This is a genomic window from Kitasatospora cathayae, assembly GCF_027627435.1.
GTDB classification, from domain to species: domain Bacteria; phylum Actinomycetota; class Actinomycetes; order Streptomycetales; family Streptomycetaceae; genus Kitasatospora; species Kitasatospora cathayae.
This window is the reverse complement of record NZ_CP115450.1, coordinates 7,164,023-7,190,255: the sequence shown is the minus strand read 5'-3', so window position 1 is coordinate 7,190,255 and position 26,233 is coordinate 7,164,023. Positions and strand designations below refer to the sequence as shown.

Annotated in this window: 20 protein-coding genes and 1 pseudogene; 8 read left to right on the top strand and 13 right to left on the bottom strand. The window is 73.4% G+C overall.

Features of this window, described 5'->3' with window-relative positions:
• Positions 1–33: 33 nt before the first annotated feature.
• Together O1G21_RS32505 and O1G21_RS32500 are read left to right on the top strand one after the other, a co-directional pair.
• The gene (locus O1G21_RS32505; protein WP_270151373.1) at positions 34–651 is read left to right on the top strand and encodes a 5-oxoprolinase subunit B family protein; all 618 of its coding nucleotides are present in this window, start codon (positions 34–36) and stop codon (positions 649–651) included.
• 39 nt (positions 652–690) lie between these two features.
• Positions 691–1,551 (top strand): 5-oxoprolinase subunit C family protein, encoded by an 861-nt coding sequence (locus tag O1G21_RS32500; RefSeq protein ID WP_270148688.1) that lies wholly within the window; start codon positions 691–693, stop codon positions 1,549–1,551.
• Between the two features lie 33 nt (positions 1,552–1,584).
• Here the strand turns inward: O1G21_RS32500 and O1G21_RS32495 are convergent, their stop codons facing one another.
• On the bottom strand, positions 1,585–2,634 hold the full coding sequence (locus O1G21_RS32495) for a glycosyltransferase family 2 protein (protein ID WP_270148687.1): 1,050 nt from the start codon (positions 2,632–2,634) through the stop codon (positions 1,585–1,587).
• Positions 2,635–2,902: 268 nt separating this feature from the next.
• Positions 2,903–3,505: a superoxide dismutase gene (locus O1G21_RS32490; RefSeq protein ID WP_270148686.1), complete on the bottom strand. Its 603-nt coding sequence runs from the start codon at positions 3,503–3,505 to the stop codon at positions 2,903–2,905.
• Positions 3,506–3,652: 147 nt separating this feature from the next.
• Between O1G21_RS32490 and O1G21_RS32485 the strand changes: the two are divergent.
• Positions 3,653–4,113: pseudogene (locus O1G21_RS32485) on the top strand (hypothetical protein).
• Here O1G21_RS32485 and O1G21_RS32480 read toward each other — a convergent pair.
• The 6 genes from O1G21_RS32480 to O1G21_RS32455 all read right to left on the bottom strand — a co-directional run bounded on the left by O1G21_RS32480 (position 4,102) and on the right by O1G21_RS32455 (position 14,310).
• Positions 4,102–4,554 (bottom strand): DUF5990 family protein, encoded by a 453-nt coding sequence (locus O1G21_RS32480; RefSeq protein WP_270148685.1) that lies wholly within the window; start codon positions 4,552–4,554, stop codon positions 4,102–4,104. The pseudogene O1G21_RS32485 and the gene O1G21_RS32480 overlap by 12 nt on opposite strands.
• 269 nt (positions 4,555–4,823) lie before the next feature.
• Entirely contained in the window at positions 4,824–6,767 is a 1,944-nt protein-coding gene (locus O1G21_RS32475; RefSeq protein ID WP_270148684.1) for an ATP-binding cassette domain-containing protein, read from the bottom strand.
• A gap of 393 nt (positions 6,768–7,160) precedes the next feature.
• Positions 7,161–10,391, bottom strand: a complete 3,231-nt coding sequence (locus O1G21_RS32470; RefSeq protein WP_270148683.1) for a type 2 lanthipeptide synthetase LanM family protein — start codon at positions 10,389–10,391, stop codon at positions 7,161–7,163.
• 128 nt (positions 10,392–10,519) lie between these two features.
• Positions 10,520–10,699, bottom strand: a complete 180-nt coding sequence (locus tag O1G21_RS32465; protein ID WP_270148682.1) for a hypothetical protein — start codon at positions 10,697–10,699, stop codon at positions 10,520–10,522.
• A gap of 477 nt (positions 10,700–11,176) precedes the next feature.
• Positions 11,177–13,567, bottom strand: coding sequence for an ABC transporter permease (locus O1G21_RS32460; protein WP_270148681.1), 2,391 nt, complete (start codon positions 13,565–13,567; stop codon positions 11,177–11,179).
• Entirely contained in the window at positions 13,564–14,310 is a 747-nt protein-coding gene (locus tag O1G21_RS32455) for an ABC transporter ATP-binding protein (protein WP_270148680.1), read from the bottom strand. The genes O1G21_RS32460 and O1G21_RS32455 overlap by 4 nt, the downstream gene beginning before the upstream one ends.
• A gap of 208 nt (positions 14,311–14,518) precedes the next feature.
• On the opposite strand from O1G21_RS32455, the gene O1G21_RS32450 reads away from it, so the two are divergent.
• Together O1G21_RS32450 and O1G21_RS32445 are read left to right on the top strand one after the other, a co-directional pair.
• Complete coding sequence (locus O1G21_RS32450; protein WP_270148679.1) at positions 14,519–15,757, top strand: sensor histidine kinase; 1,239 nt, start codon at positions 14,519–14,521, stop codon at positions 15,755–15,757.
• The gene (locus O1G21_RS32445) at positions 15,754–16,440 is read left to right on the top strand and encodes a response regulator (RefSeq protein ID WP_270148678.1); all 687 of its coding nucleotides are present in this window, start codon (positions 15,754–15,756) and stop codon (positions 16,438–16,440) included. Before O1G21_RS32450 ends, O1G21_RS32445 begins: the two co-directional genes overlap by 4 nt.
• Positions 16,441–16,563: 123 nt before the next feature.
• Here O1G21_RS32445 and katG read toward each other — a convergent pair whose 3' ends face one another.
• Positions 16,564–18,780, bottom strand: coding sequence for a catalase/peroxidase HPI (gene katG / locus O1G21_RS32440; RefSeq protein WP_270148676.1), 2,217 nt, complete (start codon positions 18,778–18,780; stop codon positions 16,564–16,566).
• A 214-nt stretch (positions 18,781–18,994) separates the two neighbouring features.
• Between katG and O1G21_RS32435 the strand changes: the two genes are divergently transcribed.
• Positions 18,995–19,408, top strand: a complete 414-nt coding sequence (locus O1G21_RS32435) for a Fur family transcriptional regulator (protein WP_270148674.1) — start codon at positions 18,995–18,997, stop codon at positions 19,406–19,408.
• A gap of 173 nt (positions 19,409–19,581) precedes the next feature.
• Here the strand turns inward: O1G21_RS32435 and O1G21_RS32430 are convergent, their stop codons facing one another.
• Entirely contained in the window at positions 19,582–20,175 is a 594-nt protein-coding gene (locus tag O1G21_RS32430; RefSeq protein ID WP_270148673.1) for a DUF4291 domain-containing protein, read from the bottom strand.
• A 157-nt stretch (positions 20,176–20,332) separates the two neighbouring features.
• Between O1G21_RS32430 and O1G21_RS32425 the strand changes: the two genes are divergently transcribed.
• Both O1G21_RS32425 and O1G21_RS32420 read left to right on the top strand, forming a co-directional pair.
• Positions 20,333–20,953 (top strand): L-threonylcarbamoyladenylate synthase, encoded by a 621-nt coding sequence (locus O1G21_RS32425; RefSeq protein WP_270148672.1) that lies wholly within the window; start codon positions 20,333–20,335, stop codon positions 20,951–20,953.
• A gap of 162 nt (positions 20,954–21,115) precedes the next feature.
• Positions 21,116–22,417, top strand: a complete 1,302-nt coding sequence (locus O1G21_RS32420) for a PP2C family protein-serine/threonine phosphatase (RefSeq protein ID WP_270148671.1) — start codon at positions 21,116–21,118, stop codon at positions 22,415–22,417.
• Here the strand turns inward: O1G21_RS32420 and O1G21_RS32415 are convergent.
• From O1G21_RS32415 to O1G21_RS32405, 3 genes are read right to left on the bottom strand one after another with little or no spacing between them, the layout of a single operon-like run.
• Positions 22,381–23,496 (bottom strand): substrate-binding domain-containing protein, encoded by a 1,116-nt coding sequence (locus O1G21_RS32415; RefSeq protein WP_270151372.1) that lies wholly within the window; start codon positions 23,494–23,496, stop codon positions 22,381–22,383. The genes O1G21_RS32420 and O1G21_RS32415 overlap by 37 nt on opposite strands.
• A 32-nt stretch (positions 23,497–23,528) precedes the next feature.
• Positions 23,529–24,593, bottom strand: a complete 1,065-nt coding sequence (locus O1G21_RS32410; protein ID WP_270148669.1) for an ABC transporter permease — start codon at positions 24,591–24,593, stop codon at positions 23,529–23,531.
• Positions 24,590–26,152 (bottom strand): sugar ABC transporter ATP-binding protein, encoded by a 1,563-nt coding sequence (locus O1G21_RS32405; protein ID WP_270148668.1) that lies wholly within the window; start codon positions 26,150–26,152, stop codon positions 24,590–24,592. The genes O1G21_RS32410 and O1G21_RS32405 overlap by 4 nt, the downstream gene beginning before the upstream one ends.
• Positions 26,153–26,233 lie beyond the last annotated feature (81 nt).

The following is a 26,233-nucleotide window of genomic DNA, read 5'->3' as shown; positions in this document are numbered from 1 at the left end:
GTGAACGCGGTGAACGCGGCGAACGGGGTGAACATCCGGGTCCTGCGGGTCGGCCTGGACGCGCTCCTGGTCGAGCTCGACGACGCCGACGAGACGATGGCCTTCCACGCCGAACTCCAGCGCCGACGCGCGGCGTCCCAACTCCCGCCCGTCACCGAGGTCGTGCCCGCCGAACGGACCGTCCTGCTCGACGGGGTGGCCGACCCCGAGGCCCTGGCCGCCGAGTTGGCCGACTGGCACGTACCGCCGCTGCGGGCGACCAGCGACGAGACCGTGACCATCCCGGTGCGCTACGACGGCGCCGACGTCGCGGAGGTCGCCGCGCTGTGGGGCGTCGCCGAGGAGGAGGTCGCGCGCATCCACTCCGCGACCGAGTTCCGCGTCGCCTTCAGCGGCTTCGCCCCCGGCTTCGGCTACCTGACCGGCCTGCCCGAGCGCTACCGGGTGCCCCGGCGGGCCGTCCCGCGCCCCGCCGTCCCGACCGGGGCGATCGCCCTCGCCGGCCGTTACACCGGCGCCTACCCGCGCTCCTCACCGGGCGGCTGGCAGCTGATCGGACACACCGACGCCGTGCTGTGGGACCCGTCCCGCGAACGCGCCGCACTGTTCAGCCCGGGGACCCGGGTCCGGTTCGTGATCGAGGAAGCCTGACCGAGGATTCGCATTCGAGGGAAGCGTGATCGAGGACGCATGACCGTAACCGTGATGAGCGCAGGCCTGCTGACGACCGTCCAGGACCTCGGCCGGCCCGGGCACGCGCACCTGGGCGTGCCGCGCTCCGGCGCGCTCGACCAGCCCGCCCACCGGCTCGCCAACCGCCTGGTCGGCAACCCCGCGACGGCGGCCACCCTGGAGACCACCGTGCTCGGCTGCGCGGTGCGGGTGGATCGCGCGGTGACGGTCGCCGTGGCCGGCGCACCGTGCGCGGTGCGGGTCGACGGGCGGCCCGCCGCCTGGGCCGCCCCGGTGCGGCTGCCCGCCGGAGCACTGCTGGAGGTGGGCGCCGCGACGCGGGGTGTGCGCAGCTACGTCGCCTTCGCGGGTGGGATCGCCGCCGCTCCGGTCCTCGGCAGCCGTTCGACCGATCTGCTCTCGGGGCTGGGCCCCGCTCCACTGGCCCCCGGGGACGCGCTGCCGCTCGGTGAGCCGGTCGGGCCGGCCGCCGGGGCGGACGTGGTGCCGGCGCCCGCGCCGCCCGATCCGCTGCTCCTGCCCGTACTGTTCGGCCCGCGCGACGACTGGTTCACCGCCCGTTCCCTCGCCGTCCTCACCGGCTCCGGCTACCGCGTCTCCCCCACCAGCAACCGGATCGGCCTGCGGCTGGACGGCCCGCCCCTGGAGCGCGCCCGCGAGGGCGAACTCCCCAGCGAGGGCATGGTCCTGGGCGCGGTGCAGGTCCCGCCGGACGGCCGCCCGGTGGTCTTCCTCGCCGACCATCCCACCACCGGCGGCTACCCCGTCATCGGCGTCGTCCCGGCCGCCGCCCTACCCGCCGTCGCCCAGGCCGCCCCGGGCACGCCTGTCCGGTTCACACCGGTGGGCCGGAGGTAGGCGGCGGTAGCAGGGCGTCCGGGCTCAGCGAGGTCAGCGCCGATGCACCGCAGCCGCGGCCTGGGCGGCCTGGCGGGTGCGGCGGACGGCGCGGTGGAGGCGTTGGACGGCGATGAAGCGGTTCATCGCGTCGGCCAGGGTGAGCCGGTACTTGAGCCGTAGTTGGGCGTTGAGATCGGCCACCCGGTCGGGGCCGATCGCGTGGAGGAGGCGGCTGACGTGCCGCTGGTAGACCTCCCAGTAGTTGCGGTCGCCGTCCGGGATGGACCAGAAGAACATCGGGATCTCCTCGACCAGGCAGTTGCGGTCGTACGCACCCAGGTACGAGGCGAACTGCGGCTCGGGACGGGCGAGCAGCCACTCGCGGACGAGTTCCATCGAGCGGACCCGGTCGATCAGGCCGCGCGGGTCGGTCTTCTTCTGGGTGATGGAGAGGGCACCGTCCTCGCGGACCCGCCAGTGGTAGATCGGCTCGGCGAGGACGTCGACGCGCTCGGCGAGGAAGTGGTGGGGGACGCTGACGGGCGCGTCCTCGTACAGGATGCCTTCGGGGTACTGGATGCCGGCGGCGTCGAAGAAGGTGCGCCGGTAGACCTTGTTCCAGGCGGTGCGGTCGGTGACCAGGGCGGGAGTTTCGCTGACGTGGGTGCGCAGCCGGGTCTCGGCGAAGGGGCGGCGGTGGGCGTGCGAGGGGGTGAGGCCGGTGGTGCGCAGGCGCATCGCGTTGCCGGTTGCGAAGTCGGAGCCGGTCTCGTCGAGCGTGCTGATCATCAGCTGGTAGGCGTGCGGCGGCAGGGTGTCGTCGCTGTCGACGAAGGCCAGGTACTCGGTGCCGGGGGTGAGGTGGCGCCAGCCGGTGTTGCGGGCGGCACCGAGGCCCTTGTTCTCCTGCTGGACGAGCCGGAAGCGCCGGTCCCTGTCGGCGTACGCCTTGGCGATGACGGGGCCGTCGTCGGTCGAGCCGTCGTCGACCATGACGCACTCGAAGTCCTCGAAGGTCTGGGCCGCGATCGAGTCCAGGCATTCGCCGAGGTAGCGCTCGACGTTGTAGATCGGGACCACGACGGACAGGCGCGGAGCCATCGGACGACCTTTCGCTCAGGAGCGGGCGGGCCGGATCGGCCGGTCGGCCGCCGACCGCCGGTGACCGGCGGTGGTCCGAGCGTACCGATCGTGTGCCCACGGCGGGCGAACAGCGGGTGGCGGCGAGTCTTCGTTTCGGTATGACTGCCGTGCCGCGTGTCAACGGCCGTGACGCGTGTCAACGGCCGTGACGGGCAACGACCATGGGGCCACAGGGGGAAGGCCCGGACCGCCCGACCGGTCCGGGGCCCTCCTGCTCACTCGACGCTCAGGCGCTCTTGACGGCGGCGAAGCGGGCCGAGACGTCCTGCCAGTTGACGACGTCCCACAGACGGGTGACGTAGTCGGGGCGGACGTTGCGGTACTGCAGGTAGTAGGCGTGCTCCCAGGCGTCGAAGGCCAGCAGCGGGGTGGTGCCCTGGCCCACGTTGCCGTGGTGGTCGTAGACCTGCTCGACGATCAGGCGCTGCCCGAGCGGCTCCCAGGAGAGGATGCCCCAACCCGAGCCCTGGACGCCGGTGGTGGCGGTCGTGAGCTGCTTCTTGAAGGCCTCGAAGCCGCCGAAGTGCTCGGTGATGGCGTCGGCCAGCTCGCCCTCGGGGCGATCGCCGCCCTCCGGGGACAGGTTCTGCCAGAACAGCGAGTGCAGCACGTGACCGGACAGGTGGAAGGCGAAGGTCTTCTGCAGGCCGACCAGGCCGCCGAACTGCTCCTTGTCGCGCGCCTCGGCGAGCTGCTCCAGGGTGTCGTTCGCGCCCTTCACGTACGCGGCGTGGTGCTTGGAGTGGTGCAGCTCCAGGATCTCGGCGGACATGGCCCGCTCGAGCGCGGAGTAGTCGTACGGCAGGTCGGGAAGCGTGTAGGTGCCCATCAGGACACGGCTCCTTTCGACGGGTTGAGTGCTGACGATCGTGCCGGGACAACACTATTGCGTATGACTTGCAGGAGCGCAGCACAGGCTCCTACTTGTTCCTCACATCCCGTCGGGCACAATGGTCATCCGAACGTGTAATGACTGATGGGCGCGATTGGCTGTGACAGGGGAACTGTGACAAGGGCGACGGGGGCGCCGGTGGTCGTGCTGGGCATCGAGTCAGTCGCCAGCAGTCCACACCCCCGGCGGACCGGCCGTCGGGACGCGGCGGCCGCCCTTCAGGAGGCGATCGCGGACGTGCTCACCCGCAAGGCGGTGCGGGCCTGCACCGACCACGGGATCGGCGCCCTGGTGGTGGTCGGCGGAGTCGCGGCCAACTCCCGGGTGCGGGCGCTCGCCGAGCAGCGCTGCGCGGCGGCCGGCATCGCCCTGCGGGTGCCGCCGCTGCGGCTGTGCACGGACAACGGCGCGATGGTCGCGGCGATCGGCGACCTGCTGGTCCGTGCGGGGCCCAGCCGGCGCCCGCCGGGCTGTCGGTGGATCCGTCGGCGCCGCCGGAGTTCGCGGCGCTCAGTCCGTTGCCGCTGTCGTCACTAAGCAGGTGACCAGGTGACCAGGGGCGGGCGGACGGCGGCGCACAGCGGGTGGCCCTTGGCGTCGGTGAGGCCAAGCCGGGCGACCAGCAGACCGGTGTCGGCGGCGCTTTCGAGGGTGCCCTGGTCCACCGCGGCCAGCAGCAGCTTCGCCCGGCGGAACAGCCGCCAGTCGTCGCCGTCCCGCGTCACCCAGTTCAGGTAGATGAACCGGCCGCCCGGCCCGCCCTGGACGTACCGACCGGTGACGTCCGCCCCGCCGTCCGGCAGCCGCTTCACCGCGCACTCCAGCGACCACCGCGCCCGCGGCGCGTCGCCGGGCTGCGGGTCGAGCAACTCGGCGGGGCGACCCCGGCGTTGGACGGCGACGTGGATGTCCCGGTACCCGGGGAACCCGGGCCCGGCGCCGCACTCGCGTCCGGGCAGGTCGGTGGCCTCGATCCTCAGCTCCATGCCGTCCATCGTCCCCCATCCCAGGCTGGACCCGCCGGTTCGTTCGGGGGGGGTCAGCGCAGACGTTGGCCCAGACTTCGCCGACCAGGCGCTGCGGCAGCTGCTCCTCGGTGTCCGCACCCTCACCCGGCTCCTCGTTGATTCGCATGCCGTCATCGTGGTTCATCCGGCCGGGCGTTTCCCCTCCCTTTCCGCGCACCGCCGGGCGGACGGCTCCTGGCCGTCCGCCCGGCGGCACCGGCGGGTCAGGCGGCGGGTCAGGCGGTGGGTCAGTCCCCTGCCGCGCGCTGGGCCGGGACGGCGCGGTCCCGCTGCAGATCGAGGAGTTCGCGGAACAACCCGTCCGGGCGGGCGGCGAGTTCGGCCCAGGTGCCGGCCTGGACGATCCGCCCCTTGTCCATCACGATCACCCGGTCGGCGACCGCCGCATTGGCGATGTTGTGGGTGACCAGCAGGGTGATCCGGCCCGGGGCGAGGCCGCGCAGGGCGTGCAGGATGCGGTGCTCGGCGCGCGGGTCGAGGTCAGAGGTGGGCTCGTCCAGGATCAGCAGCCCCGGGCTGCGCACCGTGCGGTAGAGGGCCCGGGCGACGGCCGCGCGCTGCCATCCGCCGCCCGACAACTCGGCGCCGCCCCACCAGCCTTGGGCGAGCAGGGTGCGCCAGCCGGAGCGCAGCCGGGCGACGATCTCGTCGAAGCCGGTGCGGGCCGCGGCCTCCTCCACGTCGGCCATCAGCCGCTCGGTGAGGTGGCCCAGGTGAACGTTCTCGGCGGCGCCGAGCGGCCAGCGGGCGAACTCCTGCGGCACCCGGGCGACCCGTGCCCACATGCCGTCCGCGTCCAGTTCCTCCACCGGCACGCCGTCCCAGGTGATCCGGCCCGACTGCGGCAGGTAGAGGCCCGACAGCAGCTTCAGCAGGGTCGACTTGCCGCTGCCGTTCTGCCCGATCACGGCGACCATCTCCCCCGCCCGCAGGGTCATGCTGACGCCGCGCAGGGCGGGCTCCTGCTGCTCACCCGGGTAGGAGTGGCACAGTTCGGACACCTCCACCAGCTGCGGAGCGGCGGGCACCAGGTGGCCGCGGTTGATGCGGTGGCCGCCGGCCTCGTCCAGGAAGCTGAAGTAGTCGTCCAGGTAGAGACCCATCCGGTACAGCCGGGCGCCGTTGCCGACCAGGCCCTGCAGGCCGGAGGAGGCGGTGCGCAGCGCGAAGGTGGCCGTGCCGGCTGCGGCGAGGTCGATCCGGCCACTGGCGACCAGGTACAGCAGCGCTCCCCAGATCAGCGCGCTGCCCGCCCCGGTGCCGAGCGCGGCCAGCAGCGAAACCTTGGCCGCCTCGCGGGTGGCCCGGTCGGTGGCGGCGACGATCTTGGCCTCGGCGCGGCGGTACTTGGCCATCAGGAACGGCGTGACCTGGTCCGAACGGACCTGGTCGGCCCGGGTCTTGTCGACCAGGAACCAGCGGTAGACGCGCAGCGCGCCACGGTCCTCGTTGGTGGTCACCGCGGCCAGGTAGTGGATGCGCGCGGTGCGGACGGCGGCGACGGCGGTCGGCACCGAACCGAGCAGCAGCAGCGGCACCAGCCACGGGTGGAGCGTCGCCAGCACGCCCGCCGCGGCGGCCAGCGAGACGGTGGAGGCGATCACGTCCTGGGCGTTGGAGAGCAGGTCGGGCGTGGTGGAGGCACCCCGGTCGGCGGCCTCCCACTGCTCGTTGTACGCGGGCTCGTCGTACGCCTTCAGCTCGGCGGCGCACCCGGCGGCGATCAGCGCCAGCTCCGCCTCCCTGGTGATCCGCGGCGACACCCGGCCGGACAGGCCCACCACCGCGATGCCCAGGACGGCGCGCAGCCCGGCCGAGGCGGTCAGCAGGAGCAGGGACGGCGCGGCGGTCCGCAGGTGGCCCGTCACCGGACCCGGGACCAGCAGCGCGGTCAGGGTGCCGGTGGTGGCGTACAGCGCCAGCGCGCCGAACACGCCGGCCAACGCCTGGCAGACCAGCAGCAGCACGGTGGACGTGCGGTCCGCCGACCAGGCCAGGGCCAGCGCCCGGCGCACCAGGTGCGGCAGGCGGCGCAGCATCGCGCTCGCCGACATCGACGCGCCGGCCGCGGCGCGGCGGTCCCCGGGGAAGCGCAGGCGCAGCTCCTCGTCGTGTTCGCCCTCGCGCTCCTCGACCTGGGGCTTCTCTGGCTTCACGATCTGCTCTGTCACAGCATTCCTCCCTGGTACGGCCACGGCTTCCGCACGCGGGCAGCCCTCAGCGCCGGGTGGGCGTGACGGGTCGGCAGCGGTGCCGGTGGGCACTCCGCGAAGGGCGGGCTGCCGGTGCGGACCCCGATCCTGGCAGCGGTCGGCGGGGGCGTCCGGCGTGTCCCGGTCGCTCTCACCCGATCCGGGCGATTCCGTGTCGGCGACGGCGGGTTGGTGGATGTCGATCACTGCGGAGGTCCGCGATGTTCGATTGCGGACATACTGCCGGGCATGCGATCCGACGGTCGGAAAGACCTACCGCCCAAGCCGGTCGGCTGTGGACGCCGTGCGGCAGACCGCACGCCCGGCGCAGGCCCCGCGCCCAACCACCCTCGAGCCGAGGCCCGCAAGGGGTCACTGCGCGGGCGGTTCGAGGAGGAGAACGGACGGGGTGGTGCCGGGGGCGGCGAGGCGGAGGAGGCCGTGGCCGATGCCGGCCAGGCCGACCATCAGGGAGGGGCTGTGGACGCCGTGTGGCAGGCCGCAGGTCCAGCCGGTGGTGTCCAGGGTGTGGAGGGTGGCGTGGGCCTGCTGGTGGGTGGCGGGCTGCCAGGGGGCGCCGGCGAGGTGGAGGGCTTCCAGGTTGCCGAGATCGCCGTGGCAGAGTGACGAGTTGTGGCCGAAGCCCTCCCGGAGGACCGTGGCGAGCGCGGTGTCGCGTTCGGCGAGGAGCAACTCGCGCTGCTCGGGAAGGATTTCGGCGAGGGTGGTGCGGGCCAGGGCGATGCCTGCGGCGCCGTGGCACCAGAGGGCGGGGAAGGACGGGGCGTCGGGGCCGCCGTCCTCGCGGACGTCGCGCCAGTTGGCGGCGCCGGCGTCGAACAGGGTGCGCTCGTACTCGACCGCGGCGAGGGCGAGTTGGGGCAGGCGCGGGTCGCCGAGGCGGTGTCCGGCCCGGGCCAGGGCCCAGGCGATGCCGGAGCCGCCGTGGGCGAAGCCGGCCAGGGGGCGGCTCGCGGTCTCGGCGAGGGAGGCGGGCAGCCAGCCGGCGCCGCCCTCGGGGTGCGGGGTGGCGCTCTGGACGAGTCGTTCGGCGCAGGCGGCGAGCGCGGCGGTGACGGCGGGGCCGGGACGGACGGCCTCCCAGGCGAGGAGGCCTCCGATGGTGCCGGCGTTTCCGGCGAGGAGGTCGTGCTGGGTGTCCTCGGTGGCGGTGGCGGTGACGCGCTGGAGGACGAGGGTGCCGAGCTCGTCGAGTGCGGGATCCGGGTGATGGGCGACGAGGTGGGCGAGCACGTAGAGCACACCGCCGGTACCGGACAGGCCACCGCCGAGCCGGTCGGCGCGTCGCCGGATCTGCTGACGTAGCGTCACCTCTGCGGCCTGGGCGGCTTCGCGGTGCGCCGTGTCGCCGGTGGCCAGGGAGAGTTGGTGGAGGAAGAGGGCGATGCCCGCGGTGCCGCTGTACAGGTCCGGACCGAGCTCGGCGGGGGCCCAGCGGCCGGGCGGGGTCCAGTTGGGGCCGGTCCAGGCCAGGTCGGCGTTTCCCCGGTAGGCCTCGCGGAGCAGCTGCTCGCCGGCTTCGACGGCCTTGGCGAGGGCGCGGGACGCCAGGTCCCCGCCCGGCGTGATGAACACCTCTCGCGGGGCGTCGGCGACGGCCCGTCCCGGCTCGCGCGCTCCGTCGGCCGTCGTCACCGAGAGCCGCAGCAGCTGGAGTTGGCGGGCGAGGTCCTCCTCGCCGAGGCCGTCCGCCTTGGCGAGGGCGAGGTCGAGGGCCGGCCGGTCGGTGACGCCCGGGATGAGGGCGCCGGTGGAGGAGCGGGCGTCGACGCTGTCGGGGCGGATGGTGAAGACGGGCACGTCGCCGCGCCACAGGTCGGCGCGCTCGTGTTCCACGAAGGCGAGCGCGTGCTCCTCCCAGCCGGCCAGTGCCCAGAGCCGGTCGAGGTGGCGGTCCTGGTCGAGGGCGTCGCGGAGCAGGTCGGGGTGGCAGGCGGTGTTGAGCAGGGTGCGGTACTCGAAGGTGTCGCGGCGCAGCAACCTGGTCTCGTCGGCCGCGAACGCGCGGAGCAGCGACCGGAGTTGCGGCTTGTCGGCGGCGAGCAGCCGATAGGCCTCGGTGAAGCCCGCCTCCAGCTCCGCCAGGTGGTCGGCCGGCCGCAGCGGCTGTCCGGTCGGAACGGGGCGGCTGCCGGGGGCTTCGACGGGCAACCGCCGGTATTCCAGCCGGAGTTCGTCCGTTCCCCGGTTGACCAGGACGGGCACGGGGCGGGGTGGGAGGTTGGCCGGGTCCCAGCCCAGGGCGGAGATGTCGGCGCCGCCGTTGCCCTCGTCCCACATGCGTTCGGGGAGCAGACCGGAGCGCAGCACCGAGTGCCGGGCCCGGTGGCGGGCGAGCCGTTCGGATTCGGAGAGGTCCTTGGCGGGCTCGTGCAGGTCGGGGTGGAGGATCGCCTCGAGGTCGATGAGCACGGGCTGGTCCCGGACGGCGAGCAGGTTCTGGGCGTGGCAGTCGACCGCGTCCAGGACGTACATCAGTGCGGCGAGAGTGCCGGCTCGGTGGTAGAAGGCACTCAACTCGGCTTCGTCCCGGGCAGGTTCGGCGGTGACGTGGGCGACCCAGCCGTAGCCGTCGCCGGCCAGGTGGGCGAGGTCGCGCAGGGGCAGCCGCAGTTGCGGGTTGAGCCAGTGCAGGAGCTGCTGGAAGTGGGTCTCGGCGCCGAGCGGCCGGGGCTTGTAGACGAGTCGGACGCCGTGCTCGAAGGTCAGCGAACTGACCGTGGCGCCACCGCGGTGCGGGTCGCCGAGGCCGGTGGTGAGTTCGATGAGCCGGCCGAGCGGGTGGCCGTCGGCGAAGGTGCGGGCGAGGGCGGGCAGGTCGGCGGCGAGGCGGTGGAACAGGGTGAGGGTGGTGTCGGCCCACTGCTCGGCGAGGGTGGTGAGGCGGACGGCCAGGACGGGGTACTCGGCGAGGAGCCGCAGTGCCCGCTCGGGTTCGGTGAGCCGGTCGAGGAACTCGCGGTACCGCAGCTCGGGGGTGTCGCCGGTCAACTCGCCGGTGAGGCGGGCGACGTGGAGTTCGGTGATGACGGTCCGGGTGGCGATCCCGTGGGCGGTGGCGGTGAGCGCGGGCAGGGCGAGCGCGGCCAGTTCCTCGGGGGTGCCGAGGCTGGGGGTGCCGACGGGCGGCAGGTCCAGGGCGGCCAGTCCGGTGCACAGGCGGTCGCGGGCGGCGGCGAGCAGCGGGGCGACCAGCCCGGCGAACTCGTGCTCCTCGGGGACGTCCAGGGTGGCCGCGCCGTGGAAGGCCGCAGCGAGCTGCTCGGCCCACGGGTGCGCCCCGAGGCGGTCGGCGAGCGCGTCCGGGTGCTCGGCGAGGAGGGCGCGCAGGGCGTCGGGGTCGAGACCGTCGGCCGCGAGCCGGCGCGCGAACCAGTCGGCCCGGTCGAACGGCGCCTGGGACCGCCAGCGCTCCAGCTTCCGGGCGGCGCGCGCGTGGCGCTCACCGGATTCGTCGCGATCGGCGGCGCGATCGGCGGCGCGGACGGGCTCCGAGCGGGGCGATCCCTCCGGCACCCGGCCGCGGGCGTTCAGCGGGACGGCTCGGGCGGCGGCCCGCAGGAGTTCGGACGCGTCGGCCACGGGGCGGTGCTGCCTTTCTGAATGCACGGTTGTACTGGCTGCGCTCTCACACGGGCGCTGGACGCCCCGTCCGGCACTGGCCCCGGTCCGACTGTACGACCGGCCCGGGCCCAGTACCGGACCCGGCCTCAGTAGCTGCAGACGCGTCCGCAGCTGCCCCAGCTCTCACAGGTGTTGAGCATCACCGCGGCGGTGACGTAGAGCTCGTCGGCCGGCTCACCGGCCGGGTGGACCTGGTGTCCCTGGCCGAGGGTGAGCCGGAAGTCCTCGTCCTTGAGTGCGCGAACCTGCTCAGCCGTGGGCTGCATGCTGCCTCCTCCAAGCGTTCGGGTCTGGCACGGGCGTGCCGAAACCGGATCTTGACAGCGCCCCCGGCGGCACACCAGACGCGTACGCACGGTCGGTCCTCGTTCCGGCCAGGATCGAATCAACGCCCGCCGGACCGCCCCAACCCCGTTCCCCCAGGCCGCACCCCGCCCGGACCGCAACCCCGGCCGACCGTCCGATCGTTCGGACGGCCCCACACCTGGCCGGAACACAGGTGGTGGATCCGAGGGGAACCGCATCGCGGTTTGAACCACTCGCTCCTTTGGCAGCGCCCCGCACCGAGGGTCACGATGGAGTCCCGGCCGGGAGTACGAGACGAAATGTCCAAGACGCATGTCCAAGACGAATGCACAAGACGAATGCACAAGACACATGGACACGCCTGAGGCACAAGACAGACATCTCAGACGAATGCGCAAGACATTCGTCTGAGATGTCTGTACGTCTGAGACGCTCCGTCACTCCGCCCGCAGCGCGTCCACCGTCCGCGCCCGCGCCGCCCGTAGGGCAGGCGCGAGGGCGCCGAGCAGGGCGATCAGCACACCGCCGAAGCCGAGCAGGGCGAGCATCGGCGTGCCGAAGACGTCCAGGGCGGAGGCCGGGAAGGTGAGCCCGGCGCGGTGGCCCATCGCGGGCACCGTCACGCCGTGCAGCAGCAGTCCGGCCGGCAGGCCGATCGCGGCGCCGGCCGCTCCGACCAGCAGCACCGAGGCCAGCACCACGCCCACGGTCTGCGCCGGGGTCATGCCGAGTGCCTTGGTGACGCCCATGTCCCGGGTGCGTTCGCGGATCTCCAGGACGACGGTGTTGAACACCCCGAGCCCGGCGACGGCGACCAGCAGCGTGGTCAACGTGGCGGTGAGCGAGTTCATGACCGCGACCGAGTCGGAGGAGCCGTGCGCCACGTCGGTGTCGATGACCAGGTGCAGCGGGGCGAGCGTGCTGCCGAGGGCGGTGGTGTAGGCGGCGCGGTCGGTGCCGCTCCTGAGCTTGACGAACCAGCTGTCGGGCTTGGGGGCCGTGCCGGCCGGGTAGCTGGCGGCATCGGTGAACAGCTCGTTGGTCTGCATGTGCGGGTCGAAGACCTCGCCGACGATCCGGACGGTGACCGCCCGCCCGTGACTGGTGAAGGTCACCTGGTCGCCGAGCTTCACCGAGGCCTCGGTCAGGAAGGTGCTGGGGGCGACGGCCTCGCCCGGGCCCTGGTGCCAGCGGCCGGAGACCATCCGGTACCCGCCCCAGGAGGAGTCACCGACGAAGGCGGTCACGGTGGTGTTCCCGGCGACTCCGGGGACGGTGACGTCCTCGGTGCCGACGCCGTAGTAGGCGGCGGTGCCCGGCTGGGCGGTGAGGGCGGCGGTGACGGCTGCCGGGTCGGCTCCGGCGGCCGGCGTGCGCCCCGCGATCGACCAGGCCTCGGTTGGAACGTCGCGCCGGTCCGGGTGCACGAGGACGTCCGACCTGTCGTGGTTCTTCGCCTCCTGCACCCAGGTCAGCGAGCCGCCCATGCCGACCGCGAAGACCGCCGCCGCCGTGCCGAACAGCACAGCCGCGAACATCCCGGCGGCCCGGGCCGGCCGGGCGAAGGGCTGGGCGAGGCCGAGGCTCAGCGGCCGGGGCAGCGGCAGCCGGGCGGCCAGCGCGGCGACCCGGCGGGCGACGGCGTCACGCCGGGTGCCGCCCGCCGTACGGCCGACGGCCAGTGCGTCCACGGTGCGCAGCCGTCCGGCGCGGGCGGCGGCGACCCAGGCGACCAGGGCGACGGCGGCGAGCGTGCCGCCGGCCACCGCGACGTCCACCCAGGGCGCGACGCCGGAGGCGTGGGTGCCGTAGAGGTTCCCGGCGGTGGCGAGCACCGGGACGGTCAGCGCATTGCCGGCCACCACGCCGAGCAGGGTGCCGACCGTGGCCGGGACCAGCGCCTGGGCGACGTAGGCGCGCACCACCTGGGCGGGGGTGCAGCCGATCGCCTTGAGCACGCCGATCCGCCGGGTCGCGGTGCCGACCGCGCCGGCCACCACGTTGCCCGCCACCAGCACCGACATCGCCATGCCGAGCAGGCCGAAGGCGACCACGAAGGGCAGGAACAGGGCGGTGTTGCGGTCCGAGCCCTGCTTGGCGGTGAGCCAGGACTGGGCGCCGGTGAGCGCCCCGCCGGGCGTGGCGGCGGCGACGGCGGCCCGGTCGGCGGCCATCGCGTCGGCGGTGCCGGCCTGTGCGAAGCGGTAGAGCATCTCGTACCCGGGTGCGCTGCCGGGCACGGTGAGGGCGGGGATGGTCTCGGGCGTCACCCAGGCGTCGGCGGTCCGGCTGACGGACCGGCCGATGCCGACGACCGTCAGCGAGGGCGCGCCCGGCAGGCCGGGCAGGCGGAGGGTCCCGCCGATCGGCACGCCCGGGTTCGGGTACCCGGAGGCGAGCACCACGTCGCCCGGCTTGGTCGCCCAACTCCCCTGAACGAGCGAGATGTTGTCGACACCGATATCGGCCGAGGCACGGCCGGTGACCGTCATCGACGACATCGTCACGCCCGCCATGACGGTCGAGCCGGGGCCCGGCTCGGGGTCGACGGTCACGGTGCGGAAGGGGCCGGCGCTGGCCGTCACCCCGGCGGCGTGCCCGGTGGCGGCGAGCTGATCGGCGCTCACCCGGGTGCCGTCGAAGCGCGCGGTGAGGTGGGCGCCGTGCTGGCCGTCGAAGGCCTGGTCGAAGGGAGCCTCGGAGGCGACCAGCAGCGAACCGCCGAGGACGGAGCAGGTGGTCGCGACCAGGGCGGCCAGCCCGACCGCGACCGACTGGGTCCGGCGCCTGCGCACCCCGGCGCGGACGACACGACCGAGGGCACTCACGCCGCCACCTCCGCCGAGCCAGCCGAGCCTGCCGAGCCCGCCGTGTCCGGCGTGTCCGCCGTGTCCGCCGTGTCCGACTCGACCCGGCCGTCCCGCATCCGGACGGTGCGGGTGGCGCAGTCCTCGGCGAGGGTCAGGTCGTGGGTGACGATCAGGATGGTCTGGCCGTCCTCGTGTAGCTCCCGGAACAGTTCCTTGACGTCCTCCCCGGAGGCCGAGTCCAGCGCGCCGGTCGGCTCGTCGGCCAGCAGCACGGCCGGCCGGTTCATCAACGCCCGCGCCACCGCCACGCGTTGGCGCTCACCGCCGGAGAGCCGGCCCGGGTGGGCGCGGACGTGCCGGTCGACGCCGAGCGCCTCCAGCAGCTCGGCGGCCCGCCGCCGGGCCTCGGCGCGCGGGACGCCGGCCAGTTCGCCGGCCAGCACCACGTTGTCGGCGACCGTGAGGTCGTCCAGCAGGTTGAAGAACTGGAACACCATGCCGATCGTCCGCCGCCGGTACCGGGCCGAACCCGACTCGTTCAGCCGGTCCACCCGGACCCCGTCGACGGTGACCGTCCCGGCGCTCGGCCGGTCCAGCCCGGCGACCAGGTTCAGCAGGGTGGACTTCCCGCTGCCCGACGGACCGAGCACGGCCACCGACTCCCCCGCCCGCACGTTCAGCGTCACCCCGTCCAACGCCGCCCGCGCACCCTCGTAGTGGCGGCTCACACCGCTCAGCCCGATCACCGGATCGCTGTCCATCTTCCCCGCTCCTCATCGCTTCCCGCCTGGTGACGAGGACGAAGCTACGGACGGGCGGCGCGCACCCGCGTCCGCCGACGACGGCATCTTCCGTACCGCGTCCGGCGGACCCGGCTCGGCGTCATCCTTCCGAGGTAGTCACCCGGTGTACGGGCTGCCGCCAGTCGCGGGGCTGTGCCCGGGAGCGGCCGACCGCCAGAATGTCCCAGTGATCAACCACCCCGCAGTACAACGGCTGCTGAGCGGCGGAACGGGCAGCCCGGCTCCGCCGCCCCGGCCGACCCGGCGCGGCCAGGCCTTCGACCTGGCCCTGGCCCTGTTCCTCTGCTACACCTGCGGCCGCTACGCCACCGTCGCGCACCGCACCCACGGCCCGGACACCACCGCCTGGCCCGGGCCGTTGCTGCTGGTGCCGCTCGTCCCGCTGCCGCTGGCGCTGCGTCGGCGCTACCCGCTGACGGTGCTGTGGGCGGTGCTGCCGGCCGCGCTGCTGGTGCGGTCGCAGCACCGGGACATCGCGTTCTGGGAGGGCGTGGCGGTGATCGTCGCCGCCTACAGCGCGGCCGCGTACGGGCGCCGGCCGAAGGCCCTGCTGCCGAGCCTGGCGGCCGCCACCGGCGCGCTCGTGGTGCTCTTCGACGACGCCCTGCTGCCGCACTTCCCGAACGCGGTGGTCGCCCTGTTCGTCCTGGTACCGGTGTTCGCGGTCGCCTACGAACTGCGGATGTGGCGCCGCCGGGTGGAGGAGGGCCGGGAGCGACTGTCGGCCCTGGAGCGCGAGCAGCTGGCCGCGCTGCGGCACGCGGTGGAGCACGAACGGGCCCGCATCGCCCGGGAGTTGCACGACGTCGTGACCCACAACGTGAGCATGATGACGATCCAGGCCGGCGCCGCCCGCAAGATCCTGGACACCGCCCCGGAAAAGGCCCGGGAGGCGATGGCGGCGGTGGAGGCCGGCGGACGCGCCGCGATGACCGAACTGCGGCACGTGATGGGCCTGTTGACCATCGACTCGGAGACCGGGGACGATCCGGCGGCGAGCGCCGACCTCAGCCCGCAGCCCGGCCTCGGAAGGCTCGACGCCCTGGTCGAGGGCGTCCGCCGGGCCGGACTGCCGGTGGAGCTGACCGTGCGCGGCGAGCACCGGGCCGTCCCGCCCGGGGTCGAACTCGCCGCCTACCGGGTCGTCCAGGAGGCGCTCACCAACACCGTCAAGCACGCGGGCGGCACCGACGCCACGGTGACCGTCGACTACGCCTCCGACCACCTACGGGTGGAGGTCACCGACACCGGCGGCCGCCCCACCGGCGCCGCCGCCACCGGCAACGGTCGCGGCCTGCTCGGGCTGCGCGAACGCCTCGCCGTCTACGGCGGCACCCTGCACACCGGCCCCCGGCCGCGCGGCGGCTACCGCGTCACGGCCTCGATACCGCTGGAGAGTCGTTGAACGAGCAGCGGCCCTTGCGCGTGGTGGTCGCCGATGACCAGGCACTGGTCCGGATCGGGTTCCGGCTGATCCTGGAGTCCGAGGGGATCGAGGTGGTCGCCGAGGCCGAGGACGGCGAGCAGGCCGTCGCCGCGGTCCGGCGGAGCAGACCGGACGTCGTTCTGATGGACATCCGGATGCCCGGCCTGGACGGACTGGAGGCCACCCGGCGGATCCTCGCCGGCGCGGAGGACGCGCCCCGGATCATCATGCTGACCACCTTCGACCTGGATCACTACGTCTACGCCGCGATGGCCGCCGGGGCCAGCGGCTTCCTGCTCAAGGACGTCACCCCGGAGCACCTGGCCGCCGCCGTCCGGCTGGTCCGCACCGGCGACGCACTGCTCGCCCCCGCGATCACCCGACGCCTGGTCGAGCGCTTCGCCCGCCCGGCCGCCCCGGACGCGGCCGCCCCGCACCGGGAACTGGCCACCCTCACCCCGCGCGAGCTGGAGGTGATGTCGCTGCTCGCCCGCGGCCTCAGCAACGCCGAGCTGGCCGCCCGGCTGCAGCTGTCCGAGGCAACGGTGAAGACCCATGTGGCCCGGATTCTGGGCAAGTTGGGGCTGCGGGACCGGGCCCAGGTGGTGGTCGCGGCGTACGAGACCGGGCTGGTCAGCGTGGGAACGCCCGGGACGCCGTGAGGACGGGAACGCCGTAACGCCCGGTACACCGTAAGACCCGGTACACCGTAAGACCCGGTAGGCCGTAACGACGAACAGGAGCCCGGGGGTTGACGCCCCGGGCTCCCGCCTACCTCACAGCTGTCACACCAGGTCGAAGCGGTCCGCGTTCATGACCTTGACCCAGGCCGCGACGAAGTCCTCGACGAACTTCTCCTTGGCGTCGTCGGCCGCGTACACCTCGGCGACGGCGCGCAGTTCGGAGTTGGAGCCGAAGACCAGGTCGGCCCGGGTACCGGTCCACTTGACCTTGCCGGAGGCGTCCCGGCCCTCGAAGGTGTGGGCGTCCTCCGAGGTGGACTTCCAACTGGTGTCCAGGTCCAGCAGGTTGACGAAGAAGTCGTTCGTCAGCACGCCCGGGGTCTCGGTGAACACCCCGTGCGCGGACTGCTGGTGGTTGGCACCCAGCACGCGCAGGCCGCCGACCAGCACGGTCAGTTCGGGCGCGCTGAGGCCCAGCAGGTTCGCCTTGTCGAGCAGCAGGAACTCGGCCGGCAGCCGGTTGCCCTTGCCCACCCAGTTGCGGAAGCCGTCCGCCTTGGGCTCCAGTGCGGCGAAGGACTCGGTGTCGGTCAGCTCCTGCGGGGCGTCCACCCGGCCGGGCGCGAACGGCACCTCGACGGCCAGGCCGGCCGCCTTGGCCGCCTGCTCGATGCCGACGCCACCGGCCAGCACCACCAGGTCGGCCAGCGAGACCTGCCTGTCGCCGGCCTGGGCGTTGAACTCCGTCTGCACGCCCTCGAGCGCGCGCAGCACGCGGGCCAGCCGGTCCGGCTCGTTGACCTCCCAGCCGGCCTGCGGCTGCAGCCGGATCCGGCCGCCGTTGGCGCCGCCGCGCTTGTCGCTGTTGCGGTACGAGGAGGCGGCGGCCCAGGCGGTGGAGACCAGCTCGGAGACCGACAGGCCGGTGGCGGCGATCCGCCGCTTGAGGTCGGCGACGTCCGCCGCACCGATCTGCTGGTACGTGACGGCCGGCAGCGGGTCCTGCCAGAGCAGCTGCTCGCTCGGGACCTCGGGGCCGAGGTAGCGCACCACCGGGCCCATGTCGCGGTGGGTCAGCTTGAACCAGGCGCGGGCGAAGGCGTCGGCGAACTCCGCCGGGTTCTCCAGGAAGCGCCGGGAGATCGGTCCGTACACCGGGTCGAAGCGCAGCGACAGGTCGGTGGTGAGCATGATCGGCACGTGCCGCTTGCTCGGGTCGTGGGCGTCCGGCACGGTGCCCTCGCCGGCGCCGTCCTTCGGCTTCCACTGGTGGGCGCCGGCCGGGCTCTTGGTGAGCTCCCACTCGTAGCCGAACAGCGTCTCGAAGAAGCTGTTGTCCCAGGTGATCGGGGTCGGCGTCCAGGCGCCTTCCAGGCCGCTGGTGATCGCGTCGCCGCCGACACCGGTGCCGTGGCTGCTCTTCCAGCCGAGGCCCATCTGCTCCATCGGCGCGTCCTCCGGGTCCGGGCCGACGTTGTCCGCCGGGCCAGCGCCGTGGGTCTTGCCGAAGGTGTGGCCGCCGGCGATCAGCGCGACGGTCTCCTCGTCGTTCATCGCCATCCGGTAGAAGGTCTCGCGGATGTCGCGGGCGGCGGCGATCGGGTCGGGGTTGCCGTTGGGGCCCTCGGGGTTGACGTAGATCAGACCCATCTGGACGGCGGCCAGCGGGCTCTCCAGCTCGCGGTCGCCGGTGTAGCGCTCGTCGCCCAGCCAGGTGGTCTCCGGGCCCCAGTAGACGTCCTCGTCCGGCTCCCACTCGTCGACCCGGCCTCCGCCGAAGCCGAAGGTCTCGAAGCCCATCCCCTCCAGCGCGACGTTGCCGGCCAGGACGATCAGGTCGGCCCAGGACAGGCTGCGGCCGTACTTCTTCTTCACCGGCCAGAGCAGGCGGCGGGCCTTGTCCAGGCTGGCGTTGTCCGGCCAGCTGTTCAGCGGGGCGAAGCGCTGCTGGCCGCCGCCTGCGCCGCCGCGGCCGTCGCTGATCCGGTAGGTGCCGGCGCTGTGCCAGGCCATCCGGATCATGAACGGACCGTAGTTGCCGTAATCGGCCGGCCACCAGTCCCGCGAGGTGGTGAGCACCTCCTGGATGTCCCGCTTGACGGCCGGGAGGTCGAGGGCGTTGAACGCCTCGGCGTAGTCGAAGTCCGCGCCGAGCGGGTTGGCCACGGCGGGGTTCTTGGCGAGGATCTTCAGGTTCAGCCGTTCCGGCCACCACTGGCGGTTCCCGCCGCCCTGGGTGGGGTGGAGCGCGCGCCCGTGGTTGACCGGGCAGCCGCCCGCGCTCGCCTCTACGCCGGTCGCATCGTGGTTCTCAGACATGGGAATCCTTCCCTACAAGGCGGATCACGGTGTCTTGCTGCTACCTACGGCACCTATCTCTGCTATTGCCAAGGCTAGCGCCGGAGCCGATCCTACGATGGACGGAATCCAAGTCAAGAAAGACACCAAACCCGTATCCGATCGGGAAACGGACCGCAGCGGATGTCGATTGGTAAACTCCGGTCTTCCCCGTGACCTGAATAGGTGAACCGTTATGAGTGACCTGCTGGAGCGGCTGCGCGAGCGCGGCTGGCGCCTCACCTCCCAGCGGCGTGTCGTGGCCGAGGTCCTGGACGGCGAGCACGTGCACCTGACCGCCGACGAGGTGCACGCCCGCGCGGCCGAGCGCCTCCCGGAGATCTCCCGCGCGACGGTCTACAACACCCTCGGCGAGCTGGTCACCCTCGGCGAGGTCCTCGAGGTGTCCACCGACGGGCGCGCCAAGCGCTACGACCCCAACGCCCACCACCCGCACCAGCACCTGGTCTGCACCGGCTGCGGCGCGATCCGCGACGTCCACCCCCTCGGCAACCCGCTCGCCGACCTCCCGGCCGAACAGCGCTTCGGCTTCGCCGTCTCGGGGGCCGAGGTCACGTACCGGGGGCTCTGCCCGACCTGCGCGGGCTGACCGCGGGCTGACCGCGGGCTGACCGCGGGCTGACCGCGGGCTGCGCAGGCTGGCCGCGGGTCGGAGACGGATCCGGCGAGGGCGGAGCGGATCTCGACGGGGCGGTCGTCGGGGGCGTCGGATTGCCGGACGGCGCCGGCGAGAAGTTCGCCGAGGAGCGACGCGGGAGCGGCTCAGCCGCCCAGGTGGGTCAGCAGCGTGTCGCCTGCCGGGTAGGGGCGTTCGGCGGGAAGGAGTTGCCGGGCGGCGTCCAGAGCCCGGTCCCGCACATGCTCGTGGATCGTGTGCGCGAGCGTCGTGACGTCGGCGATCGAGACGATCCACTCCTCCGCGTAGCGCCTGGCGGCCTCGCCGGCGAGGCCGAGCTGAAGCGAGCGGTGGGGAAGCGGCCGTAGGTGCAGATCGCGTTCGGGATCCCACTGCACCCGGGCCGGGGACCGCTTCAACTGGTGCTTCCAGGCCGCCCGGTCGGGGTGCAGGCCGTGTTCGTAGTGGGACAGGCAGCTGTTCGCAAGGGCCCATTCGAAGCCCTCGCGGGTGATCTCGATCGCGAGGACGGTCTCCTGTCCCTCCTTCCCGGCCCATCCGCAGCGGTACATCATCCAGAGGAACGACGGTTTGATCCACGTCATCCGGTCCCGCTTCCACGCCGCCGGAAAGCGACCGTCCCGTGCGGCGGGCAGGCCGATCTCCGGGGCGTACGCCTGGTAGACGGTCACCGTGGAGGCCGTATGGAGGGCGCGGATCTGATGCTTGGGTTCTGCCACGGTGACCAGGGTCGAGGCTCGGCACGCATCGCGCCAGCGGATTTTCGCGGGCCCGACGGGGCGGGGACGCTGCGCGCCCCGGCGCCCCGGCCGCCCTGCGGAGGGCTGGATGTCGCGGCTGCGCCCGTCGGTGGCCGGGATCCCGTAGGGTCGGCCAATGGCGAAGTACTTCGACGTGCACCCAGAGTCCCCTCAGCCGCGCACCATCAGCACCGTGGCCGACAGTCTCCGGTCCGGGGCCCTCATCGCGTACCCGACCGACTCCTGTTTCGCCCTGGGCTGTCGGCTGGACAACCGCGACGGCCTCGAACGGATCCGGTCGATCCGGCGTCTCGACGAGCGCCACCACTTCACCCTGATGTGCGAGGACTTCGCGCAGCTGGGCCAGTTCGTCCAGCTCGACAACAACGTCTTCCGCGCGGTCAAGGCGGCGACGCCGGGCAGCTACACCTTCATCCTCCCTGCCACCAAGGAGGTTCCCCGCCGCCTGATGCACCCGAAGAAGAAGACGGTGGGCGTCAGGATCCCCGACCACACCGTCACCAGGGCCCTGCTCGCCGAACTCGGTGAGCCCCTGGTCTCCAGCACCCTGGTTCTCCCCGGTGAGGACGAACCGATGACCCAGGGGTGGGAGATCAAGGAGCGGCTCGACCACGCGCTGGACGCCGTGGTGGATTCGGGCGACTGCGGCACGGAAATGACGACGGTCGTCGACTTCTCGGGCGGCGGGCCGGAGGTCGTCCGGCGAGGGGCCGGCGACCCCACACGCTTCGAGTGACGGACGGGGCGGGCCGGGGCACACCCCGTGGAGGGCCGACCGCGATGAGGAGCTCTGCCGCGTGCTCGACTCCGTCGGCGGGCGGCAGCGGCTGGTATGCCGTGATGATTGATGTATGTGTGTACAGGCGGATCACAGGGCACACCGCCACCGGAGCGCGCGGTGAGGATCCCGCGCCGCGGCGGGGCCGACCGGCAGCGTCGGACGGAGCCGGTCGGCACGGAGCCGCGGGTGCCCGCCCAGCCGGTCTGGATACGCTGGCTGCCGGCCATCTACGTCGCGACCATCCTGGCGCTGGAGCCGATCACTCCCGTGCAGTGGCCGGTGAGCTTCCTGCTCATCGCCCTGCCCGTCGTCGCCGCCTACGCCCACGGTCCCGCCTTCGTCGCCACCGTCACGGTCCTCGCCGTGGTCTTCGAAGGCGTCCTGGCGGGCACTCCGTGCTGTGCGGGCCGCGACGTGGGTTATCTGTGGGAGCGCCACTACGTGGCCACCTACTTCTCCACGGCACTGGTCGGGATGCTGGGCGCCGTGCTGGCCGCCCACCGGACGCGCCGGGAACGCACCCTGGCGACCGTACGCTCGGTGGCCGAGACGGCGCAGCGCGTGCTGCTGCGTCCGGTCCCCCACCTCCTGGGCCGCATCAGCATCGAAACCCTGTACCTGTCGGCAGCCGCGGAGGCCCGGATCGGCGGCGACCTCTTCGAGGCGATGAGCACCGCGCACGGTGTGCGCCTGCTGATCGGCGACGTCCGGGGCAAGGGCCTGCTCGCGGTGGAGACGGCCGCGGCGACGCTGGCCGCCTTCCGCGAGGCCGCCTACGACGAGCCCGATCTGCCCGCGATAGCGCGTAGGTTGGAGCGGAGCATGAGCCGCCGAGCCGCCCAGCTCCCCAGCAGCGACGAACGTTTCATCACCACCGTGCTCGCCGAGATTCCCGGCGACGAGCCCGTGGTCCGCATCGTCAACTGCGGTCACCCCCCGCCGCTGCTCATCGACCAGGGCCGGGTCAGCGAACTCGCCCCGGGTGATCCGTCACCGCCGATCAACCTCGGTGTGCTGCTCGGCGGCGACTACCACGTCGACGTGGAGCCCTTCCGTCCGGGCGACCGACTGCTGCTGTACACCGACGGCGTGACCGAGACCCGCGACCGTACCGGAGCCTTCTACCCGCTCACCCAGCGTGTCCGCGACTGGACCGCCCTTGCGCCGCGCGAGCTTCTGAACCACCTGCACCGGGACCTGATCGCGTACAGCGGTGCCGCCCTCGACGACGACATCGCCGTGCTCGTCGCGCAGCGGCTCCCGGACGGGGAGGAGCCGGGCCCGCACACCGATCGCGCCCGGGACGGGTCGAAGGGCGGGAGCGGCGGCAGCGACCGCGGCGGGACGGCGGCGCTCGGCCGCCACCGTCGGCGCCGCCCTCGCTACCTGCCCCAGATCGTCCGGTACGCCTGGCGGTAGCCCGCCGGATCCCAGGAGGTCGCTCCGCCGCTGTTGGCGGCCGTGGTGATGTGGACCGGGGCGACGTAGCCGCTGGCGGGCTGGTGGGAGAAGGCCCGGTTGAACTCGTCCACGATCTGCCAGCCCTGCTCGGTGAGGGGCTCGGGGACGGTGGCGGCCTGGAACTGCCTGCTGTCGATGCGCTGGAAGGCCGAGGGGTCGCCGTCGCCCGCGGCGATGTTGTACGGGGCGGCGTCGCCCGGCCTTCCGGCCGCGCGCAGGGCGGGCGCGGCGTCGGCGAAGTACAGGTCGTTGATGGCGACGGAGTGCGTCCACCGGCCCTGGAAGCGGGCGAGGAGGGCGGAGACCGCCTGGGGGGTGCGGCTGGTCGCGTCCGGGATGGGGATGTTCTCGGAGGCCAGCAGCCTCACGCCGGGGCAGGTGGCGAGTTCGTCCTTGATCAGTTGGGACTTGTTCCTGGCGAACGGGACGGAGTCGTCGGTGAAGACGACGACTCCGGCGTTGCCGTTGGACTCCGCGATGACCCAGTCCGCGCTGAGCCGTGCGACGTCCCCGACGCTGGTGGTGATGTTGCTGAACAGCGGGGGGTTCGTGCTCGGTCCGGGGGCCGCGACCGCGTGCCAGCCGATGAGCGGGATGTGTGCCGCGGCGGCCTGCGCGACCTGCTGCGCGGTCAGCCCCGGGTCGAAGCCGCCGATGACGATGCCCGAGGCTTCGAGGTTGACCGCCTGGCCGAGCGCCGCCTGGATGCCGGCGGGCGTGCCCTGCCCGTCGATCACCCGGACGCTCCAGCCGATGACCGTCGCGGCGTCGATGACCCCCCTGGCGACCCCCGCGACGCCGGGGTTGGTCATGGTCTGGGCGACGTAGACGATGGTCCTGCCGGGAACCGCCCTGGGACCGCTGGTGGGGCCGTTCCAGGGGACGTCGACCTGCTCGGCCTGCTGGACGTCCGCCTTCGCCCCGGCGAGGGTGGCCGCCGCACAACCGGCCCTCGACGGCCCTGGGACGGGGGCCCCGGTCCCGGTCGACAGGCCGCGCTGGCAGCCGTCCAGGGCGGTGCCCGCCGTCGCCAGCATCACTGCTGCCAGCACGGTCGCGGCAGCGCGCTTCACGGCGTGTCCCGGGAGGGAGCCGCGTCCGTCGACGGCGGCGTGAGCGGACCGCGGTGCTCGGCGGCACCGGCCCGCAGCCGGCGGCGTGCGGAGTAGCCGGCCAGGCCGACGGCGAGGAGCAGCGTCGCGCCGTTGAACAGCGGCACGGCCCAGAAGTCGGCGCCGAGCTGCCCGATACCGGCCAGACCGATGGCGAGGACGGCGACGGCGACCACGGTGCCCAGGGCGTTGGCGCGTCCGGGTTTGATCGCGGTGGAGCCGAGCAGCGCGCCGACGAAGGCGGGCAACAGGTACTCCAGGCCGACGCTCGGGTTGCCGATCTGCTGCTGCGCGGCGAGCAGGACACCCGCGGAACCGACGACCAGGCCCGATCCGGCGAAGGCGTAGACGCTGTAGCGGCGGATGGGGATTCCGACGAGTTCGGCGGCACGCGGGTTGGAGCCGATGACGTACAGGTACCGGCCGAGCGGCAGCCGCTCCTGCAGCAGCCACAGGACGGCCGCGAGCGCGAGCACGTAGGAGGCGGACACCGGCAGTCCGAGGAACGTGGAGTCGTAGAGGTCGGTGAAGGCGACCGGCAGGCCGCCGGTGCCGGGGAGGACCCGGGCGCCGCCGGTGATCCAGCCGGTGAAGGCGTACAGGATGCTGCCGGTGCCGAGCGTGGCGATGAAGGAGTCGATCCGCCCGAACTCGACGAGGACGCCGTTGAGGGCCCCGAAGGCCGCTCCGCCCAGGATCACGGCCAGGCAGGCGAGCGGCCAGGGACAGTCGCCGTCGACGACGAGCCGCAGCACCACGACGTGCGCGAGACCGAGGCCGTAGCCGATGGACAGGTCGAAGTTGCCGGTGGCGATGGGGATCGTCGCACCGAGCGCGAGGATGGCGGGGATCGACTGGTTGGACAGGATCGAGGAGACGTTGTCGAGGGTGGGGAAGGTGTTCGGCCGCGCGACGGAGAAGATCAGGAACAGCAGGACGGCGAGGACCGGCAGGCCGTAGCTGCCGATCAGGTGTCCGCGCCGGCGGCCCTGCGGGGAACGGCGGAAGGGGGGCTCGGTCATCGGCCTGTCGCACGCCGGTCGCCGTCACCGCCGGTGACGGGGGGCATGGCCGAGGCTGCGGAGGTGAGTTCGGTGACGGTGAGGGTCGCGCCGGTCAGCTCGGCGGTCACGGTTCCGCGGACGAACACCAGGGCACGGTGGCACACGGTCGCGACCTCCTCGAAGTCGGTGGAGACGAGCAGGACCGCGAGGCCGTCGGCCAGCGCCTGGTCGAGCAGGCGGTAGAGCTCGGCCTTGGCGCCGACATCGACGCTGGCGGTCGGCTCTTCGAGGATCAACAGCCGCCGGTGCACCCGGAGCCACCGGCCGATCATGACCTTCTGCTGGTTCCCGCCGGACAGCGTGGCGATCGGCGCCTCGCTGTCGCGGGGGTGCACCGAGAACCGCTCGATCAGGGCGGCGGCCTGGGCCCGCTCGCGCCGGGGGCTGATCCAGTGCGGCGTCGGCCGGCCGGCCAGCCGGGGGTTCGCCAGAAGGTTCTCACGGACCGTCAGTTCGGCGGCGCAGCCCTCCTCCTGACGGTTGCCGGTGACCAGGCCGACGCCGGAGTCGACGGCATCGGCCACCGTGCGCGGGGTGTACGGTCGGCCGTCGAGCAGGGCCCGCCCGCCGAGGATCGGACGGGATCCGGCGAGGGCGCGGCCCAGGTCGAGGTGGCCGGCGCCGGTGAGGCCCACCATGCCGAGGATTTCGCCCGCGCGCAGCTTCAGGCTGACCGGCCCGGCGTCGGTGGTCCGCACCGCGTCGAGGCTCAGCACCACCGGGCCCGCGGCGGGGGCGAGCGGGGCGGCCCGGCGGCCGACCGGTTCGCGGCCCACGATGTCGTGGACCAGGCGCCGACGGCTGTGGCCGGCGAGCGGGCCGGAGCTGATCAGACGGCCGTCGCGCAGGACGGCGAAGGTGTCGGCGACCTGGTGGACCTCGTCGAGCCGGTGGGTGACGTAGACGATGCCGTGCCCCCGGTCGCGCAGGGCGCGCAGGACGGCGAAGAGCCGGGCGCAGTCCGCGGCGGGGAGGCCGGCGGTCGGCTCGTCCAGGGCGATGAGCTCCGCCCGCGTCGCCAGCGCGCGGGCGATGGCGACCAGCGAGCGCTCGGCGGGGGCGAGGTCGGCGATCCGTGCGTCGGCGTCGAGGTGCCCGGCGATCAGGGCGAGGGCGTCGGCGCAACGCTCCCGGGTCCGCCGCCAGGAGACCAGCCCGTGACGGCGCGGGTAGCCGGCGACCAGGGCGATGTTCTCGGCGACCGTCATCCACTCGACGAGACCGAGGTCCTGGTGGATGAAGGCCATCCGACGGGCGGCGGCCTGGGTGCCGAGCGGGTGCCCGGCCACCGTCACCTCGCCCTGGTCCGGGTGGTGGATCCCGGCGAGTGTCCGGATGAGGGTGGACTTGCCGGCGCCGTTCGGACCGAGCAGGGCCAGGACGCTGCCGCGGTGGATGTCGAGGTCGATCCCGGCCAGCGCGGGAGTGCCGCCGAAACGCTTGCGAAGGCCGCGGATGCGGACGAGTGGGTCGCGGCCCGCGGGTGGGCCCGCCAGGGGGGCGGAGGTGTCGTGCATGAACCACCGTTCCTACCAGCTCGGCTGGGCCGCCGTGGTGTTGACACGCCACGGTGGCCGGTGACGTCCGGAGGGCGGGTC

Coding starts and splice junctions, on each gene's coding strand:
- O1G21_RS32500 (WP_270148688.1), top strand. CDS start 691: ATGACCGTAACCGTGATGAGCGCAGGCCTGCTGACGACCGTCCAGGAC.
- O1G21_RS32495 (WP_270148687.1), bottom strand. CDS start 2,634: ATGGCTCCGCGCCTGTCCGTCGTGGTCCCGATCTACAACGTCGAGCGC.
- O1G21_RS32490 (WP_270148686.1), bottom strand. CDS start 3,505: ATGGGCACCTACACGCTTCCCGACCTGCCGTACGACTACTCCGCGCTC.
- O1G21_RS32480 (WP_270148685.1), bottom strand. CDS start 4,554: ATGGAGCTGAGGATCGAGGCCACCGACCTGCCCGGACGCGAGTGCGGC.
- O1G21_RS32465 (WP_270148682.1), bottom strand. CDS start 10,699: ATGCAGCCCACGGCTGAGCAGGTTCGCGCACTCAAGGACGAGGACTTC.
- O1G21_RS32455 (WP_270148680.1), bottom strand. CDS start 14,310: ATGGACAGCGATCCGGTGATCGGGCTGAGCGGTGTGAGCCGCCACTAC.
- katG (WP_270148676.1), bottom strand. CDS start 18,780: ATGTCTGAGAACCACGATGCGACCGGCGTAGAGGCGAGCGCGGGCGGC.
- O1G21_RS32435 (WP_270148674.1), top strand. CDS start 18,995: ATGAGTGACCTGCTGGAGCGGCTGCGCGAGCGCGGCTGGCGCCTCACC.
- O1G21_RS32425 (WP_270148672.1), top strand. CDS start 20,333: ATGGCGAAGTACTTCGACGTGCACCCAGAGTCCCCTCAGCCGCGCACC.
- O1G21_RS32415 (WP_270151372.1), bottom strand. CDS start 23,496: ATGCTGGCGACGGCGGGCACCGCCCTGGACGGCTGCCAGCGCGGCCTG.
- O1G21_RS32410 (WP_270148669.1), bottom strand. CDS start 24,593: ATGACCGAGCCCCCCTTCCGCCGTTCCCCGCAGGGCCGCCGGCGCGGA.
- O1G21_RS32405 (WP_270148668.1), bottom strand. CDS start 26,152: ATGCACGACACCTCCGCCCCCCTGGCGGGCCCACCCGCGGGCCGCGAC.